This is a genomic window from Nocardia jiangsuensis (assembly GCF_042650385.1).
Taxonomy (GTDB): Bacteria; Actinomycetota; Actinomycetes; order Mycobacteriales; family Mycobacteriaceae; genus Nocardia; species Nocardia jiangsuensis.
The window spans coordinates 90,678-115,392 of the sequence record NZ_JBHSAX010000017.1 but is presented as its reverse complement, the minus strand read 5'-3'; the positions used below and the strand labels follow the sequence as shown (position 1 = coordinate 115,392).

At 70.4% G+C, this 24,715-nt stretch carries 25 protein-coding genes and 1 pseudogene; 17 read left to right on the top strand and 9 right to left on the bottom strand.

Annotated elements, in window-relative coordinates:
* Positions 1-85: 85 nt before the first annotated feature.
* Together ACFO0B_RS19975 and ACFO0B_RS19970 are read right to left on the bottom strand one after the other, a co-directional pair.
* Complete coding sequence (locus tag ACFO0B_RS19975; RefSeq protein ID WP_378614041.1) at positions 86-994, bottom strand: SDR family oxidoreductase; 909 nt, start codon at positions 992-994, stop codon at positions 86-88.
* Between the two features lie 17 nt (positions 995-1,011).
* Positions 1,012-1,803: an SDR family oxidoreductase gene (locus ACFO0B_RS19970; RefSeq protein ID WP_378614040.1), complete on the bottom strand. Its 792-nt coding sequence runs from the start codon at positions 1,801-1,803 to the stop codon at positions 1,012-1,014.
* Positions 1,804-1,858: 55 nt separating this feature from the next.
* Between ACFO0B_RS19970 and ACFO0B_RS19965 the strand changes: the two genes are divergently transcribed.
* The 11 genes from ACFO0B_RS19965 to ACFO0B_RS19915 all read left to right on the top strand — a co-directional run bounded on the left by ACFO0B_RS19965 (position 1,859) and on the right by ACFO0B_RS19915 (position 11,551).
* Complete coding sequence (locus tag ACFO0B_RS19965; protein WP_378614039.1) at positions 1,859-2,623, top strand: enoyl-CoA hydratase family protein; 765 nt, start codon at positions 1,859-1,861, stop codon at positions 2,621-2,623.
* Between the two features lie 10 nt (positions 2,624-2,633).
* Positions 2,634-3,500: a cholesterol ring-cleaving hydrolase subunit IpdA gene (gene ipdA, locus ACFO0B_RS19960; RefSeq protein WP_378614038.1), complete on the top strand. Its 867-nt coding sequence runs from the start codon at positions 2,634-2,636 to the stop codon at positions 3,498-3,500.
* On the top strand, positions 3,497-4,249 hold the full coding sequence (locus ACFO0B_RS19955; RefSeq protein ID WP_378614037.1) for a CoA-transferase subunit beta: 753 nt from the start codon (positions 3,497-3,499) through the stop codon (positions 4,247-4,249). The genes ipdA and ACFO0B_RS19955 overlap by 4 nt, the downstream gene beginning before the upstream one ends.
* Positions 4,246-5,325: an NAD(P)H-dependent flavin oxidoreductase gene (locus tag ACFO0B_RS19950; RefSeq protein WP_378614036.1), complete on the top strand. Its 1,080-nt coding sequence runs from the start codon at positions 4,246-4,248 to the stop codon at positions 5,323-5,325. The genes ACFO0B_RS19955 and ACFO0B_RS19950 overlap by 4 nt, the downstream gene beginning before the upstream one ends.
* A 114-nt stretch (positions 5,326-5,439) precedes the next feature.
* Positions 5,440-5,967: a DUF3558 domain-containing protein gene (locus ACFO0B_RS19945; protein ID WP_378614035.1), complete on the top strand. Its 528-nt coding sequence runs from the start codon at positions 5,440-5,442 to the stop codon at positions 5,965-5,967.
* Between the two features lie 173 nt (positions 5,968-6,140).
* Positions 6,141-6,704, top strand: coding sequence for a DUF3558 domain-containing protein (locus ACFO0B_RS19940; protein ID WP_378614034.1), 564 nt, complete (start codon positions 6,141-6,143; stop codon positions 6,702-6,704).
* A gap of 7 nt (positions 6,705-6,711) precedes the next feature.
* Entirely contained in the window at positions 6,712-7,086 is a 375-nt protein-coding gene (locus tag ACFO0B_RS19935) for a hypothetical protein (protein WP_378614033.1), read from the top strand.
* Positions 7,083-8,384 (top strand): PPE domain-containing protein, encoded by a 1,302-nt coding sequence (locus tag ACFO0B_RS19930; protein ID WP_378614032.1) that lies wholly within the window; start codon positions 7,083-7,085, stop codon positions 8,382-8,384. The genes ACFO0B_RS19935 and ACFO0B_RS19930 overlap by 4 nt, the downstream gene beginning before the upstream one ends.
* Entirely contained in the window at positions 8,377-9,132 is a 756-nt protein-coding gene (locus tag ACFO0B_RS19925) for an ESX secretion-associated protein EspG (RefSeq protein ID WP_378614031.1), read from the top strand. Before ACFO0B_RS19930 ends, ACFO0B_RS19925 begins: the two co-directional genes overlap by 8 nt.
* Positions 9,133-9,152: 20 nt before the next feature.
* On the top strand, positions 9,153-10,343 hold the full coding sequence (locus ACFO0B_RS19920) for a hypothetical protein (RefSeq protein WP_378614030.1): 1,191 nt from the start codon (positions 9,153-9,155) through the stop codon (positions 10,341-10,343).
* Positions 10,340-11,551 carry a hypothetical protein gene (locus tag ACFO0B_RS19915; RefSeq protein WP_378614029.1) on the top strand — a complete coding sequence of 404 codons (1,212 nt, stop codon included), beginning with the start codon at positions 10,340-10,342 and terminating at the stop codon, positions 11,549-11,551. Before ACFO0B_RS19920 ends, ACFO0B_RS19915 begins: the two co-directional genes overlap by 4 nt.
* Here the strand turns inward: ACFO0B_RS19915 and ACFO0B_RS19910 are convergent.
* The 6 genes from ACFO0B_RS19910 to ACFO0B_RS19885 all read right to left on the bottom strand — a co-directional run bounded on the left by ACFO0B_RS19910 (position 11,534) and on the right by ACFO0B_RS19885 (position 17,190).
* Positions 11,534-11,725, bottom strand: a complete 192-nt coding sequence (locus ACFO0B_RS19910) for a hypothetical protein (protein WP_378614028.1) — start codon at positions 11,723-11,725, stop codon at positions 11,534-11,536. The two genes, ACFO0B_RS19915 and ACFO0B_RS19910, sit on opposite strands and share 18 nt — an antisense overlap.
* Before the next feature lie 409 nt (positions 11,726-12,134).
* Positions 12,135-13,292, bottom strand: a complete 1,158-nt coding sequence (locus tag ACFO0B_RS19905) for a helix-turn-helix domain-containing protein (RefSeq protein WP_378614027.1) — start codon at positions 13,290-13,292, stop codon at positions 12,135-12,137.
* Positions 13,293-13,383: 91 nt separating this feature from the next.
* Positions 13,384-14,550 carry an acetyl-CoA C-acetyltransferase gene (locus ACFO0B_RS19900; protein ID WP_378614026.1) on the bottom strand — a complete coding sequence of 389 codons (1,167 nt, stop codon included), beginning with the start codon at positions 14,548-14,550 and terminating at the stop codon, positions 13,384-13,386.
* 8 nt (positions 14,551-14,558) lie between these two features.
* Complete coding sequence (locus ACFO0B_RS19895; protein WP_378614561.1) at positions 14,559-15,173, bottom strand: TetR/AcrR family transcriptional regulator; 615 nt, start codon at positions 15,171-15,173, stop codon at positions 14,559-14,561.
* Positions 15,173-15,991, bottom strand: a complete 819-nt coding sequence (locus tag ACFO0B_RS19890) for an SDR family oxidoreductase (RefSeq protein WP_378614025.1) — start codon at positions 15,989-15,991, stop codon at positions 15,173-15,175. Before ACFO0B_RS19890 ends, ACFO0B_RS19895 begins: the two co-directional genes overlap by 1 nt.
* Positions 15,988-17,190: an acyl-CoA dehydrogenase family protein gene (locus ACFO0B_RS19885; RefSeq protein WP_378614024.1), complete on the bottom strand. Its 1,203-nt coding sequence runs from the start codon at positions 17,188-17,190 to the stop codon at positions 15,988-15,990. The genes ACFO0B_RS19890 and ACFO0B_RS19885 overlap by 4 nt, the downstream gene beginning before the upstream one ends.
* A gap of 56 nt (positions 17,191-17,246) precedes the next feature.
* On the opposite strand from ACFO0B_RS19885, the gene ACFO0B_RS19880 reads away from it, so the two are divergent.
* The 6 genes and pseudogenes from ACFO0B_RS19880 to ACFO0B_RS19855 all read left to right on the top strand — a co-directional run.
* On the top strand, positions 17,247-18,803 hold the full coding sequence (locus ACFO0B_RS19880; RefSeq protein ID WP_378614023.1) for a FadD3 family acyl-CoA ligase: 1,557 nt from the start codon (positions 17,247-17,249) through the stop codon (positions 18,801-18,803).
* Positions 18,803-19,678, top strand: a complete 876-nt coding sequence (locus ACFO0B_RS19875; RefSeq protein WP_378614022.1) for an enoyl-CoA hydratase — start codon at positions 18,803-18,805, stop codon at positions 19,676-19,678. Before ACFO0B_RS19880 ends, ACFO0B_RS19875 begins: the two co-directional genes overlap by 1 nt.
* Positions 19,678-20,817, top strand: a complete 1,140-nt coding sequence (locus ACFO0B_RS19870) for an acyl-CoA dehydrogenase family protein (RefSeq protein WP_378614021.1) — start codon at positions 19,678-19,680, stop codon at positions 20,815-20,817. The genes ACFO0B_RS19875 and ACFO0B_RS19870 overlap by 1 nt, the downstream gene beginning before the upstream one ends.
* Entirely contained in the window at positions 20,814-21,800 is a 987-nt protein-coding gene (locus ACFO0B_RS19865; RefSeq protein WP_378614020.1) for an acyl-CoA dehydrogenase family protein, read from the top strand. The genes ACFO0B_RS19870 and ACFO0B_RS19865 overlap by 4 nt, the downstream gene beginning before the upstream one ends.
* Positions 21,797-22,849 (top strand): acyl-CoA dehydrogenase family protein, encoded by a 1,053-nt coding sequence (locus tag ACFO0B_RS19860; protein WP_378614019.1) that lies wholly within the window; start codon positions 21,797-21,799, stop codon positions 22,847-22,849. The genes ACFO0B_RS19865 and ACFO0B_RS19860 overlap by 4 nt, the downstream gene beginning before the upstream one ends.
* 49 nt (positions 22,850-22,898) lie before the next feature.
* Positions 22,899-23,783 (top strand): annotated as a pseudogene (locus tag ACFO0B_RS19855) (MFS transporter); the annotation flags it as partial.
* A 6-nt stretch (positions 23,784-23,789) separates the two neighbouring features.
* Here the strand turns inward: ACFO0B_RS19855 and ACFO0B_RS19850 are convergent.
* Complete coding sequence (locus tag ACFO0B_RS19850) at positions 23,790-24,680, bottom strand: alpha/beta fold hydrolase (protein ID WP_378614018.1); 891 nt, start codon at positions 24,678-24,680, stop codon at positions 23,790-23,792.
* Between the last annotated feature and the right edge of the window lie 35 nt (positions 24,681-24,715).

Genomic DNA, 24,715 nt, shown 5'->3' with positions numbered 1-24,715 from the left:
TGCTGTTTCAGTCAGGGGTTTCGGGCGAACGCGAGCCCATCATAGCCGGAGCGCACCGACTGGGAAGGTGCTCGCCGAAATCGGCTCAGGCGCCGTAGACCGGCTCCTGCGGCACCGATTCGGCAATCAGCTTGGCAACCACCGGGCCGAGCTCGGCCGGGTGCCAGCGCTGCCCCTTGTCGATGGGGGTGCCGTGCCGCCAGCCGTCGGCCAGTGCGACCTTGCCGCCCTCGACCTCGAAGATCTTCCCGGTGACGTCGCCGGATTCCGCGCTGCCCAGCCAGACCACCAGCGGCGAGATGTTCTCCGGCGCCATGGCGTCGAAGTCGGAGCCCTGGGTGGACATCATCTCGGCGAAGACGGTCTCGGTCATCCGGGTGCGCGCGGAGGGCGCGATGGCGTTCACGGTGACGCCGTAGCGGCCGAATTCCGCTGCGGCGGTGAGGGTCAGCGCGGCGATGCCGGCCTTGGCTGCGCCGTAGTTGCCCTGCCCGACCGACCCCTGCAGCCCGGCCCCGGAGCTGGTGTTGATCACCCGCGCGGACGGCGTGCGCCCGGCCTTGGACTCCCCGCGCCAGTACTCGGCGGCGTGCCGCAGCGGCGCGAAGTGCCCCTTGAGGTGCACCCGGACCACCGCGTCCCACTCGTCCTCGGCCAGGTTGACCAGCATCCGGTCCCGGACGAAGCCCGCGTTGTTGACCAGCACGTCGAGCCCGCCGAAGGTGTCGATGGCCTGGCGAACCAGGTTGCGCGAGCCGTCCCAGTCGGCCACGTCGTCGCCGTTGGCGACGGCCTCGCCGCCCGCGGCGCGGATCTCGGCGACCACCTGCTCGGCCGGGGTCTCGCCGGTGGCGGCGCCGTCCAGCGCCGAGCCGAGGTCGTTCACCACGACCCTGGCGCCCGCCGCGGCGAAGGCCAGCGCGTGCGCCCGGCCGATACCGCGGCCGGCGCCGGTGACGATGACGGTGCGCCCGGCGCAGATCTGCTCGCTCATGCTCGTCCTTCTCCTGGTCAGCTCAGCTGCTCGTGGTGTTCGGTGGTCGCGGCGCCGAGGAAGGCCGGCAGCTCGCCGCCCCCGTGCACCAGCAGCGCGGTTCCGGTGATGAAGCCGGCCAGCGGCGAGGCAAGGAAGACGGCGCAGCGGCCGATGTCCTCCGGGCTGGCCAGCCTGCCCATGGGAATGGTCCGGCCCACCGCGGCGACGCCGTCGGCATCGCCGTAGTGCAGTTCGCTCAGCTCAGTCTCGACCGGGCCCGCGACGATCGTGTTCACCCGCACCTTCGGCGCCCACTCCACGGCGAGCGAGGTGGTCATGCTGTCCACCCCGGCCTTGGCGGCGCCGTAGGCGGCGGTGCCCGGCGACGGCCGCACCCCGCTCACGCTGGTGATACTGGTGATCGTTCCGCCGCTCGGCTGGTCCCGCATAACCGCCTGCGCGGCCTGCGCGAGTTGCAGCGGGGCGAGCAGGTTGAGCGCCACGATCTTGCTGTGGAAGCTCGGGCTCGCGTCGGCGGCGAGGGCGAAGGGCGCGCCACCGGCATTGTTCACCAGGTGGTCCAGCCTGCCGTGCCGCTCGACGATCGAGTCGATCAGCACGCGAACGGATTCCGGATCGCGAACGTCGGCGGGCAGGTACTCGACCGTGCGCTCGCCCACCGTGATCGGCGCGTCCGGCGGGCGCCGCGCGCAGGCCACGACGGTCGCGCCCGCGGCCAGGAAGACCCGGCTGATTCCGGCGCCGACACCGCGAACGCCACCGGTCACCAGCACGACGTGATCGGTCAGGTCGATATCGATGGCCACCGTGCTAACCTACCAAGCAACTGCTTGCTTTGCCAACGCTTCGATGGGACACGCGATGGGAATCAACCGTCACTCCGCCGCCCCGGGCGTCGCCGTCGTCACGGTCGACTACCCGCCGGTCAATGCCATTCCGTCGGCCGGGTGGTTCACCCTGGCCGACGAGATCCGCGCGGCGGGGCGCGATCAGGAGACCAGGGTGGTGGTGCTGCGCGCGGAGAACCGGGGTTTCAACGCGGGCGTCGACATCAAGGAGATGCAGAGCAAGCCGGGGCACCAGGCGCTGATCGACGCCAACCACGGCTGCTTCGAGGCCTTCGCCGCGGTGTACGACTGCCCGGTGCCGGTGATCGCGGTGGTGCAGGGGTTCTGCCTGGGCGGCGGGATCGGGCTGGTCGGCAATGCCGACATCATCGTCGCCAGCGACGACGCCACCTTCGGGCTGCCCGAGGTGGACCGCGGCGCGCTCGGCGCGGCCACGCACCTCTCCCGGTTGGTGCCGCAGCACCTCATGCGCGCGCTCTTCTACACCGCGGGCACGGTGACGGCGCAGCAGCTGCTGCATTTCGGCTCCGTGTTCCAGGTGGTGCCGCGGGAGGAATTGGACGCCGCCGCGCTGAAGGTCGCGGAGAACGTCGCGGCCAAGGACGGCCGGGTCATCCGAGCCGCCAAGCGCGCGCTGAACGGCATCGACGTGCAGGACGTGCACCGGAGCTACCGCTTCGAGCAGGGCTTCACCTTCGAGCTCAACCTGGCCGGGGTCTCGGACGAGATCCGGGACCGTTTCGACGAGGATCTGGCGGCGCGCCGGTCCGGGAACTGAGGAAAAGACGATGCGCGACAAGCGGATGTCGCTCGACGACGTGGTCGGCGAGCTGCGCAGCGGGATGACGATCGGGATCGGCGGCTGGGGCTCGCGGCGCAAGCCGCTCGCGCTGGTCCGCGCGATCCTGCGCTCGGACGTCACCGATCTCACCGTGGTCACCTACGGCGGCCCCGACCTGGGGCTGCTCTGCTCGGCGGGCAAGGTGCGCAAGGCGTACTACGGCTTCGTCTCGCTGGACTCGGCGCCCTTCTACGACCCGTGGTTCGCCAAGGCGCGCACCAACGGCGAGATCGTGGTGCGCGAGATGGACGAGGGCATGGTCAAGTGCGGCCTCGAGGCGGCCGCGGCCCGGCTGCCCTTCCTGCCGATCCGCGCCGGGCTCGGCTCGGACGTGCCGAACTTCTGGGAAGGCGAGCTGAAGACCGTCGACTCCCCCTACGGCGACGAGACGCTGATCGCCATGCCCGCGCTGAACCTGGACGCCGCGCTGGTGCACCTGAACATCGGCGACGCGCACGGCAATGCCGCCTACACCGGCATCGACCCCTACTTCGACGACCTGTACTGCCTGGCCGCCGAGCGCCGCTACCTCTCGGTGGAGCGCGTCGTGGAGACCGAGGAGCTGGTCAAATCCGTTCCGCCGCAAGCGCTGCTGCTGAATCGGATGCTGGTCGACGGCGTGGTCGAGGCGCCGGGCGGCGCGCACTTCACGCTGGCCGCGGACGACTACGGCCGGGACGAGAAGTTCCAGCGGCACTACGTGGAGTCGGCCAAGACGCCGGAGGCGTGGCAGCAGTTCGTGGACACCTATCTCGCGGTGCCCGAGGACGAGTACCAGGCCGCCGTGCGGCGTTTCGCGGAGGAGCAGAAGTGACCGAGACCATTACCCGCGCCGAGGTCTGCGCGGTGGCGTGCGCCGAGATCTTCGCCGGGGCGGGCGAGATCATGGCGAGCCCGATGTCGCCGCTGACCACTCTGGGCGCCCGGCTGGCCAAGCTCACCACCGAGCCGGACCTGCTGCTCTCCGACGGTGAGGCCCGGTTCTTCGCCGAGACCCCCGCGCTCGGCCGCTCGGCGCCGATCGAGGGCTGGATCCCGTTCCGCAAGGTCTTCGACGTGGTCGCCTCCGGCCGCAGGCACGTCGTCATGGGCGCCAACCAGATCGACCGCTACGGCAACCAGAACCTCTCCGCCTTCGGCGCCTTGCAGCAGCCGACCCGGCAGATGTTCGGCGTGCGTGGGGCGCCAGGCAACACCATCAACCACGCGACCAGCTACTTCGTGCCCAAGCACGGTAAGCGGGTGTTCGTGGACAAGGTCGATATCGTCTCCGGCGTCGGGTACGACAAGGTCGATCCCGCCAACCCGGCGTTTCGTTTCCACCACCTGCACCGGGTGGTGAGCAATCTGGGTGTCTTCGACTTCGAGGGCCCGGACCACACGCTGCGCGCGCGCAGCCTGCACCCCGGGGTGACCGCCGACGAGGTCGCGGAGAACACGTCTTTCGAGATCGCCGGGCTGGCCGATGCTCCGGAGTCCCGGCTGCCCACCGCCGAGGAGCTGCGGCTCATCCGCGAGGTGCTGGACCCCAAGTCGGTGCGTGACCGCGAGGTGCCGCAGTGACCGCGCGGCTGCGCACCCCGCTCACCGAACTGGTCGGGATCGAGCACCCGGTGGTGCAGACCGGCATGGGCTGGGTGGCCGGGCCCGGCCTGGTCTCCGCCACGTCCAATGCCGGTGGACTGGGCATTCTCGCCTCCGCGACCATGACCTACGCGGAGCTGGAGGAGGCCGTCGCCAAGACCAAGGCGCGCACTTCGAAGCCGTTCGGGGTGAACATCCGGGCCGACGCCTCGGATGCTCCCGAGCGGATCGACCTGCTCATCCGCGAGCAGGTCCGCGTAGCCTCGTTCGCTCTGGCGCCCAAGAAGGAGCTGATCGCCAAGCTCAAGGACGCGGGCGTGGTGGTGATTCCGTCCATCGGGGCGGCCAAGCACGCGGTGAAGGTGGCGTCCTGGGGTGCCGATGCGGTGATCGTGCAGGGCGGCGAGGGCGGCGGGCACACCGGCCCGGTCGCCACCACCCTGCTGCTGCCCTCGGTGCTGGACGCGGTCGACATTCCCGTCGTCGCCGCCGGCGGCTTCTTCGACGGCCGCGGGCTGGCCGCTGCTTTGGCTTACGGCGCGGCCGGGGTCGCGATGGGCACCCGGTTCCTGCTCACGCAGGAGAGTTCGGTGCCGGATTCGGTCAAGCAGGAGTACCTGAGCAGGCATCTGCAGGACACCGTTGTGTCGCTCAAGGTGGACGGCATGCCGCACCGGGTGCTGAACACCGAACTCGTCTCCCGGCTGGAGAAGTCGGGTCGGGTGCGCGGGTTGAGCGCCGCCGTCGCGAACGCGGCGAAGTTCAAGGGGATGACCGGGATGAAGTGGTCGACCCTGGTGCGGGATGGGCTCGCCATGCGCAAGGCGAAGGATCTGACCTGGTCGCAGGTGGTGATGGCGGCCAATACGCCGATGCTGCTACGGGCTGGGTTGGTCGAGGGGAATACCGAGGCGGGGGTACTGGCGGCAGGGCAGGTCACCGGGATCATCGAAGATCTGCCGACCTGTGCCGATCTCATCGACCGGATCATCGACGACGCCGTCGCGCGGATCGGATCGCTCTCCGCACTGGCGGCGAGCCCCGCCGAGCACTGATTGCCGGTGTTCGTGCCGAGCGGTACCGTCTGACTCGTCCGGGGCGGGGAGACGGTACCGGCCCCGCATCGGCAGGGGGTGCTGAAAGTGCACAGGGCGGGGGTCGTAGCGGGAATGCTTGCCATCGCGTGCGTGAGTACGGGGTGCGGGGAGCCCGAAGGGGAAACTGCGACGAAGACATCAGAGGTTGTGACGCCGGCGCCCAGCACGAGTGTCAATCCGGACGCGGAACTGTGGGATCCGTGCCATCTGCCCGATTCGGCCATCTCTGCCACCGGACTCGATCCGAAGACCGAAGTGCCGGATGTTGCCGGCGTCGACTTCGACGGGTGGCAGGTGTGCACCTGGCAGAGCAACGCCGAGTGGTACAGCCTCGGCGTGCTCTCCGGAACCCCAACTCTGCAAGCGGTGCGAGCAAGGGACGACTTCGTCGGTATCACGGACTACTCGATCGGCACACGCGCTGGGGTGCAGTTCCTCGACGCTGGAGACGATAAAGGCCTGAACTGCTCGATCGCAGTCGAGATCCCGCAGGGAACGGTGATGTTCTACCTGACGACGCGGTACTCGATCGGCAAGCAGGGTGATCCCTGCACTGAGGTGCGACAGCACGCCGACGCTCTCGGCCCGTACCTACCATGAGGGTGGAATCGGCCCGCACCTCGTCTTCGGCGACACACCACCCTCCGACTTGAGTTCGCTGGCACCCAGCCTCGCCGAGCACTGATTGCCGGTGTTCGTGCCGAGCGGTACCGTCTGACCCGTCCGGGGCGGGGAGACGGTACCGGCCCCGCATCGGCAGGGAGGGTGCGGAGATGCGCAGGGCAGGATTTGTTGCTGGTGTACTCGCTGTCGCGTGCCTGAGTGCGGCGTGTGGGCCCACGGCGGAAGAGGTCACGCCGGAGACGTCGGCAATTACGACGGTGTCGCCGAGCACGAAAGTTGATCCGGATGCGGGGCTGTGGGATCCGTGTAGGCTGCCCGATTCGGCCATTTCCGCAACCGGTTTGGATCCGCGGAGCAAAATTCCGGATGTCGTCGGTGTCGACTTCGACGGGTGGCAGGTGTGCAACTGGAGTCCCGAACCACCTGACTGGTACGAACTGACGATCTTCTCCGGAAGTCCGACGCTCGACGAGGTACGGCAGCGCAAGGACTTCACCTCGTTCAAGGATCGCTCGGTCGATGGGCGTCCGGGAGTGACGTTTCTCGACGTCAGCGATTCCCGGAGCCTCACGTGCAGCGTCGCAGTCGAAGTGCCCTGGGGCACGGTCGCGTTTCGCCTGATCGCCAGCCCCGTGGTCGGCAAACTGGGTGATCCGTGCTCCGAGGTGATTCGTCATGCCGATGACCTCGCCGTGAACCTCCCGAGGAGCTGAGGATCGAATGGACCCCGCAGCCTCGAGTCTGGAGTGGCAGAGCGTTCTCACTGCCGCTGAAGCGGGTCAGGTCTCGCTGGACCCCGCAGTCGGTAGCGACCTCGACAGGATTTGTGACAACTACTTGACCCGACTGGGCCAGCTTTATCAGAACGTCCGTAGCGTCGCGTTTCTGGAGGGCTTCGGAGGCTTCCCGTCCTCCGAAGTACTGCAACAGAAGTTCACCCAGAAGGCGATGGGCGGTGACCGTTCCCTGGAGGCCGTTCTCCTCCAACACATCGACGCCGTGAAACTCGCCAAACAGGCCGTGGCGAGAGCGATCCAGAACTTCGCCGAGCAGGACTCCATCTCCGGCGACCACATCTCGGGGACCACACCGTGACCTACGACGACTACCGCGCCCGCATCATCGACGCGCAAGAACAGTGGAACCGCGAACGCGACACCATCTACGATTTCACCGCCCGCGCGAACACCGGCTTCACCGGCGAATACGACCCCCCGAACATCCCCGCCCCGGACAACTACGACAGCATGACGCTGACCCAGATGGTCGACGCGGTGAACGACATGCGCCCCTCGGTGGCGCAACAGGCGGCGGAGGCGTGGACGGGGATCGGCATGAACCTCACCGGCGCGGTGAGCGTTTTCAACGAGGAGTTCGCGCGCACCGTGCAGGGCGGGTGGCAGGGGGCGGCGGCGCAGTCGGCGGTCACGGCGGTGCAGAACTACACCCGGCGATCCGAGGATCTGGCGACGGCGGCGGCGATGGTCGGGCTCAAACTCGCCGAACTGCACACCGGGCTGCACCAGACGCAGGCGCTGATGCCGTACGTGACGGAACGCCCGGATGTCGCGGGCAAGACGCTCCCGCAGGAGGGGGTGATGAAGGCGGGCGACTACGCGGAGGAGGAAGCGACGCAGGAGGCTCGGCGGGTGCTGCGGACCGTGTACGGGCAGGTGGCGCAGCAGACCGATCACGGTGTGCCCGTGTTGCCCGACGCCCCCGTGATCGTGAACGGGCCGGGATCGGACGGGCCGCCCGCGAGCACTCAGGGAACCCCGACCAGCACCAACAGCACCGGTCCGGCCGGAACCGACACCCCCACCATCGAGGAGGAGCCGGTCGCCGACGTTCCGGCCACCGACACCCCGACCACCGACGCCGGGACACCGACCGAGGATCACTCCGACAGCGAGCCGCAGACCGAAGCCGCGGGTACCGAGTCCACCACCCAGTCCACAACCCCCACGTCGACGACGCCGAGCACCACACCGGCAAGCACAACACCGAGCCCGACCAGCACCGTGCCCGGCCCGCCGTCGACCACTCCCGGGACACCGTCGAGTCCCGGCACGCCATCGAGGCCGGGAACCCCCTCTCCCGGAACCCCTTCCGGCACTCCGGCCACCACCCCCGCACCGGGCCGCAGCATCGCGGGCACTCCCCCGACGACCACTGTCACACCCGCGACCACCACCGCGACCACCACCAGCACCCGTTCCACCACCGGCACCCCCGGCATGATGGGCGGAGGCGCGGGAGCAGGCCGCCGGGACGACGAGAACTCCGCCGGCACCAAGGACTACCTGGTGAACCAGCGAAACGGCGAGGAGCTCACCGGCCTGGACGCACTGCCGAGGACGGTGCCGCCGGTGATCGGCGGCGATAATGCCTGAGTGGCGTTTCAGCGGCCTCGAATTCGAGCTGCTGTGGAGCGCCTACGGCCGCGACCGCCTCCCGTACCCCCTGCGCTACCGGCCGGAGCCGATGGACTTCCGAGATCTGCGGCAGCTCAGGGAGGCCGCGGTCACCACGCTCACCGGCATGTACGCGGTAGAGCTGGAACGCGCGCTCGATGTCCTGCTGGAGCCGGACGTCCGGATCGAGGTCACCGGTCTGGACCACGCCGACCCGGCCCGCCCCGTGCGCTTCCACGGCGCGATCCGGGCCAATGCGGGCACCGCGCTCACCCAGGAGCCCGGCCCCGCCCCGGACACCGGCGCGGACATCGTGCTTCGCTACGGCCGGGCCGGGCAGGTGCCGGCGGCCGCCGTCGGCGCGCTGCCCGCCCGGCCGCCCGGCTCCCGACCGGCGATCCGCCTGCCACGAGCGGACATTCGCGCCGATCGCGACCGCCCGCTGCGCGCGACGAACGGCGCCATCGCCCAGCTCGACCGCGTCTTCGCCCGCCCACGCCGCGCACTCGGCGAGGTCGCGGTCTTCCCCGGCCCCGCCATCGACGCCCGCCCAGCCCCCGGCGACGGCTTCTGGTGGATGGATTACGACGACGGCCGCTACCTGGTCCGCACCGGCGACCCGATCGAGGCCGGCCCGCTGAGCGCGGACGCGATGGTCACCGAGATCGAGCGCCGCGCGGTCCGCGCCCAGCGGTGGCACCGCGAGAACGAGCGTGCCTCGGGCTGATCCCCGCTACTCTCTGGCGCATGAACGCGGTGCAGGTGCAGAAGAAGCTCGAACTCTCGTCCGACGAGGACTTCGTCCTCACCGCCTGGCAGTACCGGATGATGCAGCGCGACATCGCGGCCTCCAAGGGCAAACATCTGCCCGCCAAGCGCGAAGTCCGGAATGCCTTCCGCACCGCGGCCGCCGCGGCCTTCGCGGGGCGTCATCGGGACTGGTCCCCCGCGGTGGCCGAGGTGGTGCACCGGATCAGCGCGGACGACACCGCTCCGAATTTCGAGGCGCTCGAATCCGCCGGGCCGGAGATCTCCTCGGTCGTGGCGCGGCGATCCAGGGCCCTGCTTCTGCTCATCGACCTCTACGGCTTCGAGCCGTGGGTGGAGGGCAAGTGGGAGAAGGCCGCTCGCGCCGAAACCCTGAGTGCCGCGCACGCTTCGATGAGCGCGCTTCATCCTGAGGATCTCGAGGCGGTGGAGAACGCCTACCGGCACGCGATCAAGAAGCTGTCCACATCGGGCAACTGGACCAAGTACGCGCTCCTCGCGGGGGCAGGCCTCGGGCTCGGCGTGCTGACCGGCGGTCTCGCCGCACCGGCCATCGCCGGGGCGTACGGCGCATTGGTGCTCGGCTATTCGGGCGCGGTCGCCACGACCGCGGGGCTGGCGGCGCTCGGCGGCGGCTCCATCGCCGCAGGCGGTCTCGGCATGGCCGGTGGCGCCGCGCTGATCACCGGTGTCAGTGGTGCGGCGGGGGCAGGGATGGTCACGCTCGCGGGGAAGGCCGCCGGGCTCACCGCGGCGCGGATCGCCGCCGATGCCGTCCGGCTGCACGTGGTGACCCAGCTCGTGCTCCGCGATGTGGACGGCGACGAAGAGGCGGCGAAGGCCGTGATCGTCAGCCTGCGCGAGCGGGTCACGAACCTCGGCAAGACCGTCGCGGCGCTCGCCGAGCACATCGACAAGCTCCGGGCGCAGGTCGAGACCAAGCAGTCGGAGCTGGACGCGGAGCGGGTGCAGCGGGTCGCGGCGGAGGATCGCGTCGCCCGGTTCCGCGGGGTCGCCGACCGGCTCAAGGAGCGCGTCACCGGCCCCGAGGACGACGAGCTCAAGACCTTGATCGCCGAGCTGGACGAGCTCACGGACGAGAAGAAGACCGTCGAGAACCTGGCAGAAGGCGTTTCCAGCCTCGCCGACGATCTCGAGGAGACGACGTGAGCGTCGTCGACGACGACTACATCGGCAACCTGGACGTCCTCACCCGCGATCTCGACGCCATCGAGCAGCTCGCCGCGGCGGCACTTTCGGACGAGCCGATCGACAACTCGGTGCGGCAACGGCTCGCGAGCGCGCCGCTCGAACTCGGCTACGCCGAACTCACCGAACACCACCGGCAACGACGCGAAAGCGAAGTCGAGATCGCCGATCTCCTCGACCCGGTCGCGCTCGCACAGCTCGACGAATGGCGGGCCGCCCAGCGGCTGCAGTGGGAGCGTGGCGATCTGCTGGTCGTCGGGATCTCCGGCCTGCTGGGCGCACTCGCCAACCTCTACGACCACCGGGTGGACGCCGCCGTGCTCGGCGGCCTGGCCCAGCTGAAGAAGAGCGATCTACTGCGCCGGTGGGAGCGGGAAACCGCCCGGCTCCCCATCGACTACACCGGACCGAAATTCGGCGGCCCGACCCATCGGGTCAAATCCGCGGGCCACGACATCGGCCGGTTCTGCACCGCCCTGAACCAGATCCGCACCGGAACGTTCGAGGGGACCTGGTGGGAGGAGGGCAGGCGCATGACCGGCCTGGCGACGACCACCCGCTCCGGGCTGCCGTTCGCGCAGGCGTCCGAGCCGCATCTCGCGGTCGCGCTGCTGCTCAAACACTTGGCTGCCGACTTCGTCACCCCGATGAGCCTCCCGCTCCCCGGCTGGACCCTGCTCTGCGAGATGCCGGACCCGACCCTGCGCAAGTTCGCCCACGACGCGTACGCAGGCGGCCTGAATCTCCGCTCCGGAATCCTGACACCCGGGCTCGGCGTTCTCGCGACCGAGGTCGTCATCCGAACCCACACGCACCTCGCGGCCTATCGGTCGACGGGCACCGCGCAGCTGTCATCCGGCGCGGCGGCAAAACGCTCCGAGATGCTGCTGGCCGCACACGCCGCGGCTGGGGCCATCAGCGTGTCGAAAACGGCCGCAGCGGCTGTCGCCGGTGGGACCGCTGTCGCGGCCAGGCACCTGAACGTCCCGGTTCTTCTCCGGATCGGCACGCTCGCGCTGCAGGTCCGCTCTGATTCCGCGAGCCGCGCGGGCGCCGGAGCACCCTCGTGGGAGGGGCTGCTCGCCGAAGAGGGGGCGACGTGGACCTTGCCCGAGGCGCTCACCATCGCGGACCTGCTGGCGGGCAGCACATCAGAGTTCCCACAGTGATGCACAGGGGATTTCAACAAGCCCCTCGGCGACTTGATCGTCGATGATCACCCGCGCCTCCGGCGCCCATCGTGCAAGTTCGCTCCGGAATTTTTCTGCCGCAGTGTGGGTGATCCGATACTCGAAAGTCGCGCCCGTCGGGTAGATGATCGAAATATGCATCTCCACGATCACTCCCACTCGTCGCCCGAGGCCGGCTCGGACATGTAGGCGAGGGCTGCGATCTGCAGAACGCAGGTGTCACCGGGTGGGTGCCGATGCCAGCCGGTGATCATCTGGGCTTCTGCGGCGGTCAGAGAGTCGGGACTGTACTTGCAATCGAGCCAACGGTTATCCAACCGGACCACGCGCGCCGCCCCTGCTCCGAGGTAGCGGCATCGATGCATCAATCATGTGCCGACATGCGCCTTCCACTGGTTTATTCGGGAGGCGCCCGCCGCTGGGGAACTCGGTGATCGAGATGTCCGGTCAACCCGGCGGCGGGGCCGTCAGAAGACTCCCAACGACGCATGTCCGCTCGCTATGGCACTCTCGGCGGCTTGGTCGGTGAAGTGCCACGAAGCACTGAATCAGCTGAAACAGATCAGTATTCGAGATGAATGGCATCGGCCATTTCGCGCATCTCGCGCGTGAGGGTGCGCCGCCTCCCGATGATGCGTCCGAGAATGTCGCGCGCCAGGCGCTGCTCCACAAGCCAGGGGCGCGCATCGTTCGAAAGCTTGATCAGGACGTCGAAAGCAGCGTCATAGGAACGAAGTTCGAGGTGGGCTGCCGCCACGTCCAAAAGATGACGGTTCCGGTTGTCCGAGGTCGGGCGCAAGTCGGGGGGGATCTGCCGGGCGAGCCGCAGCGCCAGGTCCGGCCGGTCGTCCACCACGGCGTTCTCGACGCGCTTCATGTCGACCACGGCGGTGTCGAAAGTCGTCCAGTACTGGTGGTAGGGGCACGGTTCACGGCGCACGGCGACCGCCCCGGCGCGGGCGAGCCGCATCATGTCGTCGGCTTCATCCGGCCGGTTGTCGCGAATGGCCGCGGCGGACCCGCGAAGCAGCAACCACCCCCAGGTCGACAGCTCACGGGTCGTTGCCGTCGACATGCGCGGTTCGATGCGGTCTGCCCATTCCGCAGCCAACCGGCGCACCGCGTCGAATCGCCGCTCCACCAGCAGTAGCCAGCACTGAGTGATCACCGCCGATGCCGCGTCGAGTTCGTCGCCGGTCGACTCCGCGTCGGCGACGGACCGATCCAGGGCGATGCGGGCAGCGCTGTGCTGGCGGGTCTGCACCATCGCCGAGCCGGCAAGTTGCAGCACCCTCGAGCGGATGAGGGGCGTGGCGGTGCCGCTGTCCTCGATCAGGGGCGGAAGCACGCTGGCCAGCTGCTCGTATTCGTTGTCGTGGTAGAGCCGGGTGGCGTAGGCCAGGACCGATTCCATGCCTGGATGCGCTGCCGGTTCGGTGCCGGGGCCGAGCGCTGCCAGGGCATCCCGCGTTGGCGTCCAGATCTCCGCGGCCGCTACGTCCTCGGATGGTGCGGGTTCAGGCCCGAGCAGTGCGGTCAGTGGGCAGTTCAGAGCCACCGCGAAGCGTCGCAGGGTGTCCATGCGTGCGCTGGTGCGCTCGCCCTGTTCGACCTTGCGGACCAGCGACAGCGAGATCCCGGCCGCAGCGGCCAGCTCACGTTGCGTCATGCCGCGGCGCACCCGCACCGACCGCAGCAGTTCCCCGAGCTGGGCAGCCATATACCGAGGCTAGCGCGGTTCGTTCAGGTGAGCTGGTTGGCAATGAGCCGGCATGCGCGGCCGGTTCGGCGACCGCGCATGCTCCTTCGGTCTACAACCGCTCGATGATGGTGGCGTTAGCGGTGCCACCACCCTCGCAGATGGTGAGCAGCCCGTAGCGCCCGTTCCGCCGCTCCAACTCATTGAGCAGCGTGGCGAACAGCTTGGCCCCGGTGGCGCCGAGCGGGTGCCCGAGCGCAATGGCGCCGCCGTTGGCATTCACCTTGTCCGGGTCGGCCCCGGTCTCCTTCAACCACGCCAGCACCACGGGTGCGAACGCCTCGTTGATCTCGACCACATCGATGTCATCGATGGTCAGCCCGGTCTTCTCCAGCGCCCACTTGGTGGCCGGAATCGGCGCGGTGAGCATGAAGATCGGGTCGGCGCCGCGGGCGGAAACGTGGTGGATGCGGGCGCGCGGCTTCAGCCCGTACTCCTGGACCGCCCACTCCGAGGCGAGCAGGGTGGCGCTGGCACCGTCGGAGATCTGGCTGGCGACGGCCGCGGTGAGCGGGCTGCCCTCGGCGAGCGCCGGAAGAGAGGCCATCTTCTCCAGGGTGGTCTCGCGCGGGCCCTGGTCGACGCGGAAGTCGCCGACGGGGACGATCTCGTTGTCGAAGCGGCCGTTCTTGATGGCGTCGCGGGCGCGCTCGTGCGAGCGGAGGGCCCACTGCTCCATGTCCTGCCTGCTGATGCCCCACTTCTCGGCGATCAGCTGGGCGCCGCGGAACTGCGAGACCTCGTCGGTGCCGTAGCGGTCGTCCCAGCCCTTGGCGCCGACGAACGGCGAGTCGAAGCCGTACTCCTTGCCCGCGAGCATGGCGGCGGAGATCGGGATGGCGCTCATGTTCTGCACGCCACCCGCCACGATCAGCTCGGCGGTGCCGCTCATGATGGCCTGGGCGCCGAAGTTGATGGCCTGCTGGCTGGAGCCGCACTGCCGGTCGACGGTGACCCCCGGCACCTCCTCCGGGTAGCCGGCGGTGAGCCACATGGTGCGGCCGATATTGCCCGCCTGCGGGCCGACATTGTCGACGCAGCCGACGATCACGTCATCGACCAGCGCCGGGTCGACGGGGTTGCGGTCGAGCAGGCCGCGCAGCACGGTGGCGCCGAGGTCGGCGGGGTGCACCTGGGCGAGCGCGCCATTGCGCTTGCCGACGGGGGTGCGGACGGCGTCCACGACATAGGCATCGAGGGCGCGGCGGGGTGCGGACATCGGAACTCCTAGCTGTGCCCGGGGGCGGTGAGCCCGTCGAGCACGATGGTCAGATACTGCTTGGCGAGGTTCTCGACCGTGACCGGGCCGCCCGGGCGATACCACCGGACCGCAACCCAGACGGTGTCGCGCAGGAATCGGTACGCGAGTTCCACGTCCAGCTCGGCGCGGAAGGTGCCGTCGGCGACGCCCGCCGTCAGTACCTGGTGCCAGAGCTCGCGGAACTCGCGGTTGTACTCCTCGATGTAGGCGAAGCGCTCGGAATCGCGGAGCCGCTTGGCCTCGGTCTGGTAGATGGCGACCGCGGCGTGGAAGCGGTCGAACGATTCGTAGGAGCTGAGGACCAGCGCCTCCAGGGTGTCCCGCGAGCCGAGCCCGGCGCCGACGATCTCCCGGTACCGGCCGAAGAGGTCGTCCAGGAAGCCGCGCAGGATCTCGTCCACCATGGATTCCTTGGAATCGAAGTGGTGGTAGAGGCTTCCGGAGAGGATGCCCGCGGAGTCGGCGATATCGCGGACGGTGGTGGCCCGCAGCCCGCGCTCGGCGAAGAGTCCGGCGGCGAGCGCGAGCAGTTCGGCGCGCCGGTTCGGCTTCGCGGCGTCGGGAGCGGTCACCCGGTTCATCATGCCCGCTGGCTGCTGACCGAGACCACCTCGCCGGTCAGGTAGCTGGTGTAATCGCTGGCCAGCATGGCGATGGTGGCGGCGACCTCCCATGGCTCGGCAGCCCGGCCGAACGCCTCGCGCTCGGAGAGGCGGTCGAGCAGTTCGGAGGAGCTGGTCTTGTCCAGGAAGGCGTGCCTGGCGATGCTCGGCGAGACGGCGTTGATCCGCACGCCGAGCTCGGCGGCCTCGACCGCGCTGCACCTGGTCAGCGCCATGACGCCGGCCTTGGCCGCGGCGTAGTGCGCCTGGCCGTACTGCGCGCGCCAGCCGAGCACGCTGGCATTGTTCACGATCACGCCGCCGTGCCCGGCCTGGCGGAAGTAGCGCAGGGCGGCACGGGTGCAGCGGAAAGTGCCGTTCAGGGTGATGTCGAGGACGCGGTCCCACTGGGCGTCGTCCATGTCGACCACCGGGGTCTCGCCGCCGAGCCCGGCATTGTTGACCAGGATGTCGATCCGGCCGAGTTCGGCTGCGGCGCCGGTGATCAGGGCGTCGACCTGCTCGGTGCTCTGCACGTCGCAGACGACGGCGCCGATCGTGCGCTCCGGGAACTCCTCGGCCAGCGCGGTCCTGGTCTCGCCGAGCCTGCGTTCATGCCAGTCGGAGACCACCACGTCGGCACCCTCGGAGAGGAGCCTGCGTGCGGTCGCCGAGCCGATCCCGGTGCCGGCCGCCGCGGTGACCACGGCCTTGCGCCCGGTCAGCAGACCGTGCCCGGCAACCGGTTCCGGTGCGACCGAGAGCGGCCCCGCGGTCCCTTCGCGCCCGTCGCTCACGGCCGGGCCTCGCGGGGAAGTCCGAGCACCCGCTCGGCGATGATGTTGCGCTGCACTTCGTTCGAACCTCCGTAGATCGTGTCGGCGCGGGTGAACAGGTACAGCCGCTGCCATTCGTCCAGGTCGTCGGCGGCGAGCAGCCCGGCGGGGCCGCGCACGGCCATCGCCAGTTCGCCGAGCGAGCGGTGCCAGTTGGCCCACAGCAGCTTGCCCACCGAGGCCTGGCCACCCTCGTCGCCGCTCTCGCCCATGGTGCGCAGCGCGTGCGCGCGCAGCACCCGCAGCCCGACCCAGGCATCATCGATCCTGGCCGCGATGGCCGGATCGCCGTCCGCCCCGGAGCGCTGCGCCAGCTCCTCGATGGAGGCCAGCTCCCGCTCGAAGCGGATCTGCTGGCCCAGCGTCGAGATCCCGCGCTCGACGGCGAGCGTGCCCATGGCCACCCGCCAGCCCTGCCCCGGCTCGCCGACCACCAGGTCGGCGGCGGTGCGGGCATCGTCGAAGAAGACCTCGTTGAACTCCGAGCTCCCGGTGAGCTGGATGATCGGGCGCACCTCGATCCCCGGCTGATCCATGGGAACGAGCAGGTAGGAGAGGCCCTTGTGCCTGCTGGAGCCCTTCTCGGTGCGGGCGACCACGAAGCACCAGTCGGCCACGTGCGCCAGCGAGGTCCAGATCTTCTGGCCGGTGATCGACCACTCGTCGCCGTCTAGCTGCGCGGCGGTGCTCACCGCGGCGAGGTCGGAGCCGGCGCCGGGCTCGGAGTAGCCCTGGCACCAGAGCTCGGTGACGTTCCTGACCCCGGGCAGGAAGCGCTGCTTCTGCTCCTCGGTGCCGAAGGCGAGCAGCGTCGGGCCGAGCAGCTCCTCCCCCACGTGCGAGACCCGCGCGGGCGCGTTCGCCTTCGCGTACTCCTCGTGGAAGATCACCTGCCTGCGCACGCTCGCATCCCGGCCGCCGTACTGCTCCGGCCAGCCGAGGCAGGTCCAGCCCGCGGCGGCGAGATGCCGGTCCCAGGCGAGCCGCTCGTCGAAGGCCTCGTGCTCGCGGCCGGGGCCGCCGAGCCCGCGCAACCCGCTGAACTCGCCGGCCAGATTGTCGGCGAGCCACTCGCGCACCTCGCGGGCGAAGGCGGCATCGCCGGAATCGGCCCCGCCGCTGCCCGCCGTGCCGGATTCTGAGGTCTGGATCGCACCCACGACGCTAGGGTAACCTACCAAGCACTTGCTTTGTAGCTGCGACGGTGAGGATATTCGTGAGCACCCCTGCTCAGACCATTCCGGCGGCGCTCAGGGCGGCCGCGGCCGACTTCGGCGCCGCCCCGGCCGTCGCCGACGGCTCGGTGCGGCTCGGCTGGGACGACCTGCTCGACGACGTGCGCCGGGTGGCCGGTGCGCTGATCGCGCGCGGGGTCCGGCCGGGCGATCGGGTCGCCATGTGGGCGCCGAACACCCACCACTGGGTGGCGGCCGCGCTCGGGGCGCAGTACGCGGGAGCCGCCCTGGTCCCGCTGAACACCAGGTACGTCGCGGCAGAGGCGGCGGACGTGCTGGAACGCGTGCACGCGGCCGCGCTCTTCGTCGCCGGGCCGTTCCTCGGCCGGGACCGGCTGGCCGAGCTGCGCGCGGAGGCGCCGCAGCTCCACATCCCGTCGGTCGTGGTGATCCCGGTCGACCCGGAGAACGCGCGCTCGGCCGCCGGCGGGGCGCTGCACTGGGACGACCTCACCGGGCTCGCGGAGCAGACCCCGCGCGCGGAGGTCGAGGCCCGCGCCGACGCCGTCACCCCGGACGACATCGCCGACATCCTCTTCACCTCCGGCACCACCGGCCGCAGCAAGGGCACGCTGGTGGCGCACCGGCAGGCGCTCGACGTGGTGCGCGGCTGGGTCGAGTGCGCGACCCTGCGCCAGGCCGACAACTACCTGATCATCAGCCCGTTCTTCCACAACTTCGGCTACAAGGCGGGCATCCTCGCCTGCGTCCTCACCGGCGCGACCATCGTGCCGCAGGCCGTGTTCGACGTGCCCCAGGCGATGCGGCTGGTCAGCGAAGAGAAGATCTCCGTGCTCCCGGGCCCGCCGACCATCTACCAGACCATCCTCGACTTCCCGGACCGCGCGCAGTTCGACCTGAGCACGCTGCGGGTCGCGGTGACCGGCGCGGCCACCGTCCCGGTGGTGCTGATCGAGCGGATGCGCGACGAGCTGGCCTTCGAGGTGGTGCTCACCGCGTACGGCCTCTCCGAGGCGGCGGGGTTCGGCACCATGTGCCGCCCGGACGACGACCCGGCCACCATCTCCGGCACCTGCGGCCGCCCGATCGCCGATTTCGAGCTGCGGCTGGCCGATTCCGGCGAGGTGCTGCTGCGCGGCCCGAACGTCATGCTCGGCTACCTGGACGATCCCGACGCCACCGCCGAGGCGATCGACGCCGACGGCTGGCTGCACACCGGCGACATCGGGGTGGTCGACGCGCGCGGCTACCTGAAGATCACCGACCGGCTCAAGGACATGTACATCTGCGGCGGCTTCAACGTCTACCCGGCCGAGATCGAGCAGGTGCTCGCCCGGCTGGACGGGGTCGCGGAGTCCGCGGTGGTCGGCGTGCCCGACCCGCGGATGGGCGAGGTCGGCAAGGCGTACGTGGTGCGCAAGGCCGGTGCGCGGCTCACCGAGGAGCAGGTGCTGTCGCACGCCACCGGCACGCTGGCCAACTTCAAGGTGCCGCGCTTCGTCGAATTCCGCGACCAGCTGCCCTACAGCGCCGCAGGCAAGGTGCTGAAACGTCGTCTACGTGAGGAGATTTCCTGATGTCCGCTGAGGGTGTGCCCGACGAGGGCGAGGTGGTCACCTACGAGCGCCGGGGCCCGATCGCGGTCGTCACGATGAACCGGCCGGACTACCGCAACGCGCAGAACTCGGTGATGACCTACGCGCTCGACGCCGCCTTCCAGCGCGCGGTCGAGGACGCCGAGGTCACCGTGATCGTGCTGGCGGGCAACGGCAAGCACTTCAGCGCCGGGCACGACATCGGGACGCCGGGCCGGGACCACCACGTGCACTACGACAACAAGGCCGTGCTCTGGTGGGACCACGTCGACCGCACCGGCGGCGACCAGCGCTTCGCCCGCGAGTCCGAGGTCTACCTGGGCATGTGCAGGCGCTGGCGGGAGATCCCCAAGCCGATGATCGCGCAGGTGCAGGGCGCCTGCATCGCGGGCGGGCTGATGCTGGCCTGGGTCTGCGACCTCATCGTCGCCTCGGACGACGCGTTCTTCTCCGATCCGGTCGTGCGCATGGGCATTCCCGGCGTCGAGTACTTCGCGCACCCGTGGATGATCGGCCCGCGCGCCGCCAAGGAGTTCCTCTTCACCGGCGATCGCTTCGGCGCGGCGCAGGCCAAGGAGTGGGGCATGGTGAACCGGGTGGTTCCCCGCGCCGAGCTGGAGGCCGAGGTGACTGCGCTGGCCGAGAAGATCGCGCAGATGCCGCAGTTCGGGTTGGCGCTGACCAAGAAGGCGGTGAACCAGGCCGAGGATCTGATGGGCATGCGCACCGGCATGGACTCGGTCTTCGGGCTGCACCACTTCGCGCACGCGCACAATGCCGAGGTCGGGGCGGATTCGCTGGGCGGGATGAACGCCCGCTCGATGCGCGACACCGCGACCGAGAACGGGAAATCCTGATGGATCTGGATCTGGACGAATCCGCGCGCGCCTTCCAGAACGAGGTCAGGGAATTCCTGGCCGAGTCGGCGCCGCGCACCCCGCTGCCATCGATGGACACCGCCGAGGGCTTCGAGGCGCACCGCGAGTGGGAGCACACCCTGGCCGAGGCCAGATTCTCCGTGGTTTCCTGGCCGCACGAGCACGGCGGCCGGGACGCCTCCCTCCTGGAGTGGGTCCTCTTCGAGCAGGAGTACTACGCCGCGGGCGCGCCGGGCCGGGTCGCCCAGAACGGCATCTTCCTGCTGGCCCCGACGCTCTTCGAGCACGGCACCCCGGAGCAGCTGGACCGCATCCTGCCCCGGATGGCCCGCGGCGACGACATCTGGGCGCAGGCCTGGTCGGAGCCGGAGGCAGGCAGCGACCTGGCCGGTATCCGCTCGACCGCCACGCGCACCGACGGCGGCTGGCTGCTCAGCGGCCAGAAGACCTGGAGCTCCCGCGCCTCCTTCGCCGACCGCGCCTTCGGGCTCTTCCGCAGCGACCCGGCGGCCGAGCGGCACCGCGGGCTGACCTACGTCATGTTCCCGCTCGACGCCGACGGCGTCTCGGTGCGGCCGATCCCGCAGCTGGACGGCGAGGCCGGGTTCGCGGAGATCTTCCTGGACGAGGTCTTCGTGCCGGACGCCGACGTGATCGGCCCGCCGCACGAGGGCTGGCGGGTCGCCATGAGCACCTCGAGCAACGAGCGCGGGCTCTCACTGCGCAGCCCGGGCCGCTTCACCGCGACCGCCGAACGGCTGCTCGAGCTGTGGCGCACCGCGGGCGACCGCGCGAACACCGCGCAGCGCGATGCCGTGGTCGACGCCTGGATCGGGGCCGAGGCATACCGGCTGCACACCTTCGGCACGGTGACCCGGCTGGCCGATGGCGGCAAGCTCGGGGCCGAGTCCTCGATCACCAAGGTGTTCTGGTCCGAGCTGGACGTGGCCATGCACGAGACCGCGCTCGACGTCCTCGGCGGGGCCGCCGAGCAGGCGGGGCCGTGGACCGACGGCTACCTCTTCGCCATCTCGGGCCCGATCTACGCGGGCACCAACGAGATCCAGCGCAACATCATCGCCGAGCGGCTGCTCGGACTACCGAGAGGGAGCCGATGAGATTCGCGCTCAGCCCGGAGCAGACCGATTTCGGGGCCAGCGTGCGCAAACTCCTCGAGGCGGGCCGCACCCCGGCCGCCGTCCGGAGTTGGGCCGCGGGCGACACCGGCCCCGGGCTCGCGCTGGTGCGCGGCCTGGCCGACGCCGGAGTGCTCGGCCTCGCGATCACCGAGGAGCACGGCGGGCTCGGCGCCGAGCCGGTCGACCTGCTCGTCGCCTTCCAGGAGATCGGCCGGGCCGCCGCGCCCGGCCCGCTGGTCGAGACGGCCGCCGCCATTCCCGCGCTGCTCCAGGCACTGCCGGACTCCACCGTGGCGGGCGACATCCTGCCCGGGCTCGCGGAGGGCGCGCTCGGCACCATCGCCTTCGGCGAACCACTCGCGCTCGACGCCGACACCGCTGGCACCGTGCTCGTCGCCGACGGGCCGCGGCTGAGCCGCGCCACCGTCGGCGAGGCGGTGCGCTCGCTCGACCCCGCGCGCAGGCTCTTCCGGGTCGAGCCCGGCGAGGTGCTCACCGAGGGCGAGGAGGTGCGCACGGCCATCGCCGCGGGCTTCGACCACGGTGCGCTCGCCGCCGCCGCGCTGCTGCTCGGCGCGGGCAAAGCCCTGCTCCACGCCACCACGGAGTACGCCAAGCAGCGCAAGCAGTTCGGCGCGCCGATCGGCAGCTTCCAGGCGGTCAAGCAGCAGCTCGCGGATGTGCTCATCGCGCTCGACCTGGCCGAGCCGCTGGTGCTGCGCGCCGCGCTCACCACCGCCGAGCCGACTCGCGGGCGCGATGTCTCGGCGGCGCTGCTCACCAGCGCGGACGCCGCGTACCTGGCGTCGCGGGTGGCGCTGCAGGTGCACGGCGCCATCGGCTACACCGCCGAGTACGACCTCTCGCTCTGGATCACCCGGGTCAGGGCGCTGCGGAGCGCGTGGGGCACCGCCGATTTCCACCGATCGCGGATCGCCGACTCCCTGCGAGGAACCGAGTGAGCGACGACCTGAAGGAGTTCCGCACCTCGGTACGGGCCCTGCTCAGCAAGCACGCGGGCTCCGCCGCGGTGCGCGCAGCGCTCGACACCGACCTCGGCTACGACGAGAAGCTCTGGCGGCTGCTCTGCGAGCAGATCGGCGTCGCCGCGCTCGCCATCCCCGAGGAGTACGGCGGGGTCGGCGCGGGGCTCGCCGAATCGCTGCTGGTCGTCGGCGAACTCGGCCGCACCCTGGCCGGGGTGCCGATGCTCGGCTCCGCCGTGCTGGGTGTGCAGGCGCTGCTGCTGGCCGGCGATGCCGACACCTGCGCCCGGCTGCTCCCCGAGGTCGCCGAAGGCACCCGCACGCTCGCCGTCAGCTGGGCCGACGCGGGCGGCTGGGACTCGTACGGCGTGCGCGCCGACGGCGACGTGCTGCACGGCACCGCGCACTACGTGCTCGACGCCGCGGGCGCGACCACCCACCTGGTGCTCACCGACTCCGGGCTGTACGAGGCCGAGCCGACCGCCGTCCGCACCATCGCCACCATGGACCCGACCCGCCGGGTGAGTGAGGTCCAGTTCGACGGGGTCACCGCGCGCCGGATCGGCGATGTCGACCCCGTCCGGCTGCGCGAGATCGTCTGGACCGCGCTCGCCGCCGAACAGGTCGGCGCGGCGACGCGCTGCCTGGAGAGCACCGTCGAGTACTCGAAGTCGCGGGTGCAGTTCGGCCGTCCGATCGGTAGCTTCCAGGCGCTCAAGCACCGGATGGCCGATCTCTACGTGCTGGTCGAGTCGGCGGAGTCCACCGTCCAGGCGGCTACCGCCGCCCTGGTGGCGGGGTCGGAGAGCACCGCGGAGGACGTCTGGGTGGCGCGTACGCACAGCACCGCCGCCTTCTCCACTGTGGCGGCGGAGTCCATCCAGCTGCACGGCGGCATCGCCATCACCTGGGAGCACGACGCGCACCTGTTCTTCAAGCGCGCGCACGCCGACGCTCAGCTCTTCGGTACGGCGCGGCGCCCGGCCCGCACCGGGCGAGCGACCTCACCGCACACAGATAATTAGCTTATGTAACAATTATCCGTGTGCGGCATGCCGCGTGACCACGGCGCCGCTGGGCAACGCGCTGTTCATCGCGACCGCGCTCGCCACCATCGTCGGCACGGCCAGCGGCGGGGTCGCGCGGGCCATCATCCTGTACGAGGCCGCGCTCGGGATCGGCATCGCCACCGGGCCGCTGGTCGGCGGGGTGCTCGGCGGAATCAGCTGGCGCGGGCCGTTCTTCGGCGTCTCGGTGCTCATGGCCGTCGCCTTCGTCGCCATCCTGGTCCTGCTGCCGGAGAGCCCGAAGCCCGAGCACCGCACCTCGATCACCGCCCCCTTCCGCGCGCTGCGCCACCGCGGCCTGCTGGTCGTCAGCCTGACCGCGCTGCTCTACAACTTCGGCTTCTTCACGCTGCTCGCCTACACCCCGTTCCCGCTGGACATGGGGACCTACGCGATCGGCTTCACCTTCTGCGGGTGGGGCATCCTGCTCGCCGTCTCCTCGGTCTTCCTCGCTCCCCGGCTGCAGCGCCGCTACGGCACCCTGCCCATGATGTGCGCCGCCATCGGCCTCTTCGCCGCCGACCTCGCCGTCATGGCGCTCTTCGCCGACGCCAAGCCGGTGCTCATCGCGGGCACCGTGCTCGCCGGGCTCTTCCTCGGCGTGAACAACACCCTCATCACCGAGGCTGTCATGATCTCCGCCCCCGTCGAGCGCTCCACCGCATCGGCGGCCTACAGCTTCGTCCGCTTCGCCGGCGGCGCCGCCGCCCCCTACCTGGCGGGCAAGCTCGGCGAGCACAACACCGCACTCCCCTTCTGGCTCGGCGCCGCCCTCACCGCCGCCGCCGTCGGAGTCCTGTACGCCGGGCGCGGCGCGCTCGCGCACATCGACGAGCACGAACCGGCGCCGCGCAGTGTGGCCGAGGCCCAGGCCATCACCGTCGGCGGCTGACCGCCGTTACGCCGTCGCGCGCGGAACCCGCAGATCGTGCAGGGCGGTGAACTGGAGGAGGCGGGTGGCGGCGCTGCGCGGGACTTCGGCGAGCAGGCCGTGCGAGACCTCGGGAAAGACCTCGGTCTCGACGTTCGGGATCAACGCGCGGGCGCGGGTGACGGCGGCGGCGGGGTCGTAGAGGACGGTGCCGCCGCCGCAGAGGACGAGGGTGGGGGTGGCGATGGCGGTGAGATCCGCATCGGCCAGGACCCGGGCGTACGGCAGCGACATGCGGAAGCGGATCGCGGCGGTGGCGAGCTCGGTGTCCTCGGGGGTGGTCGGAACACCGGGCTGCAGCTTGGCGAGCAGCCTGCGGGTGCGACCCGATGTCGGCCGGATGCCTGCCAGCACCATGCGAGCCAGCAGCACGGTGCGCACCGGGACCAGCACCGATCCGGGTTCGATCAGGGTGAGGCTGGCGGGGATGGAGCTCTGCCCGGCGAGCATCCCGGCCAGCCTGCCGCCGTGCGAGAAGGCGACGAGGTGCGCGCGCGGCAGTTCGAGCCCGGTGAGCACCTCGCCGAGCCAGCGCGCCATCTCGGCGCCGTGCACGATCGGCTCGGTCTGCACGCTGCGGCCCGGCGTGCCGATGATGTCCGGCAGGTAGACGGTGCGGCGGCGGGCGAGCCGCTCGATCACCGGGCTCCACATGAGGCTGTTGCCCTGGAAGCCGTGGATCAGCACCAGCGGGGTGCCGGTGCCGTCTCCCGAGCTCCGGACGTAGGTGGGGCCGTACGAGGTCGGCACCTCGAGATCGCGCCACGGGATCGGATACAGTGCTTCGGCGGCCCCGTAGGCGGCGACGAACTTCTCCCGCGCCTTCGCGCTGCCGAAGTGCCCCGCTCTGATAGCCATCACCGCTCCTCACACATGGTGGTACCGTCGTATCA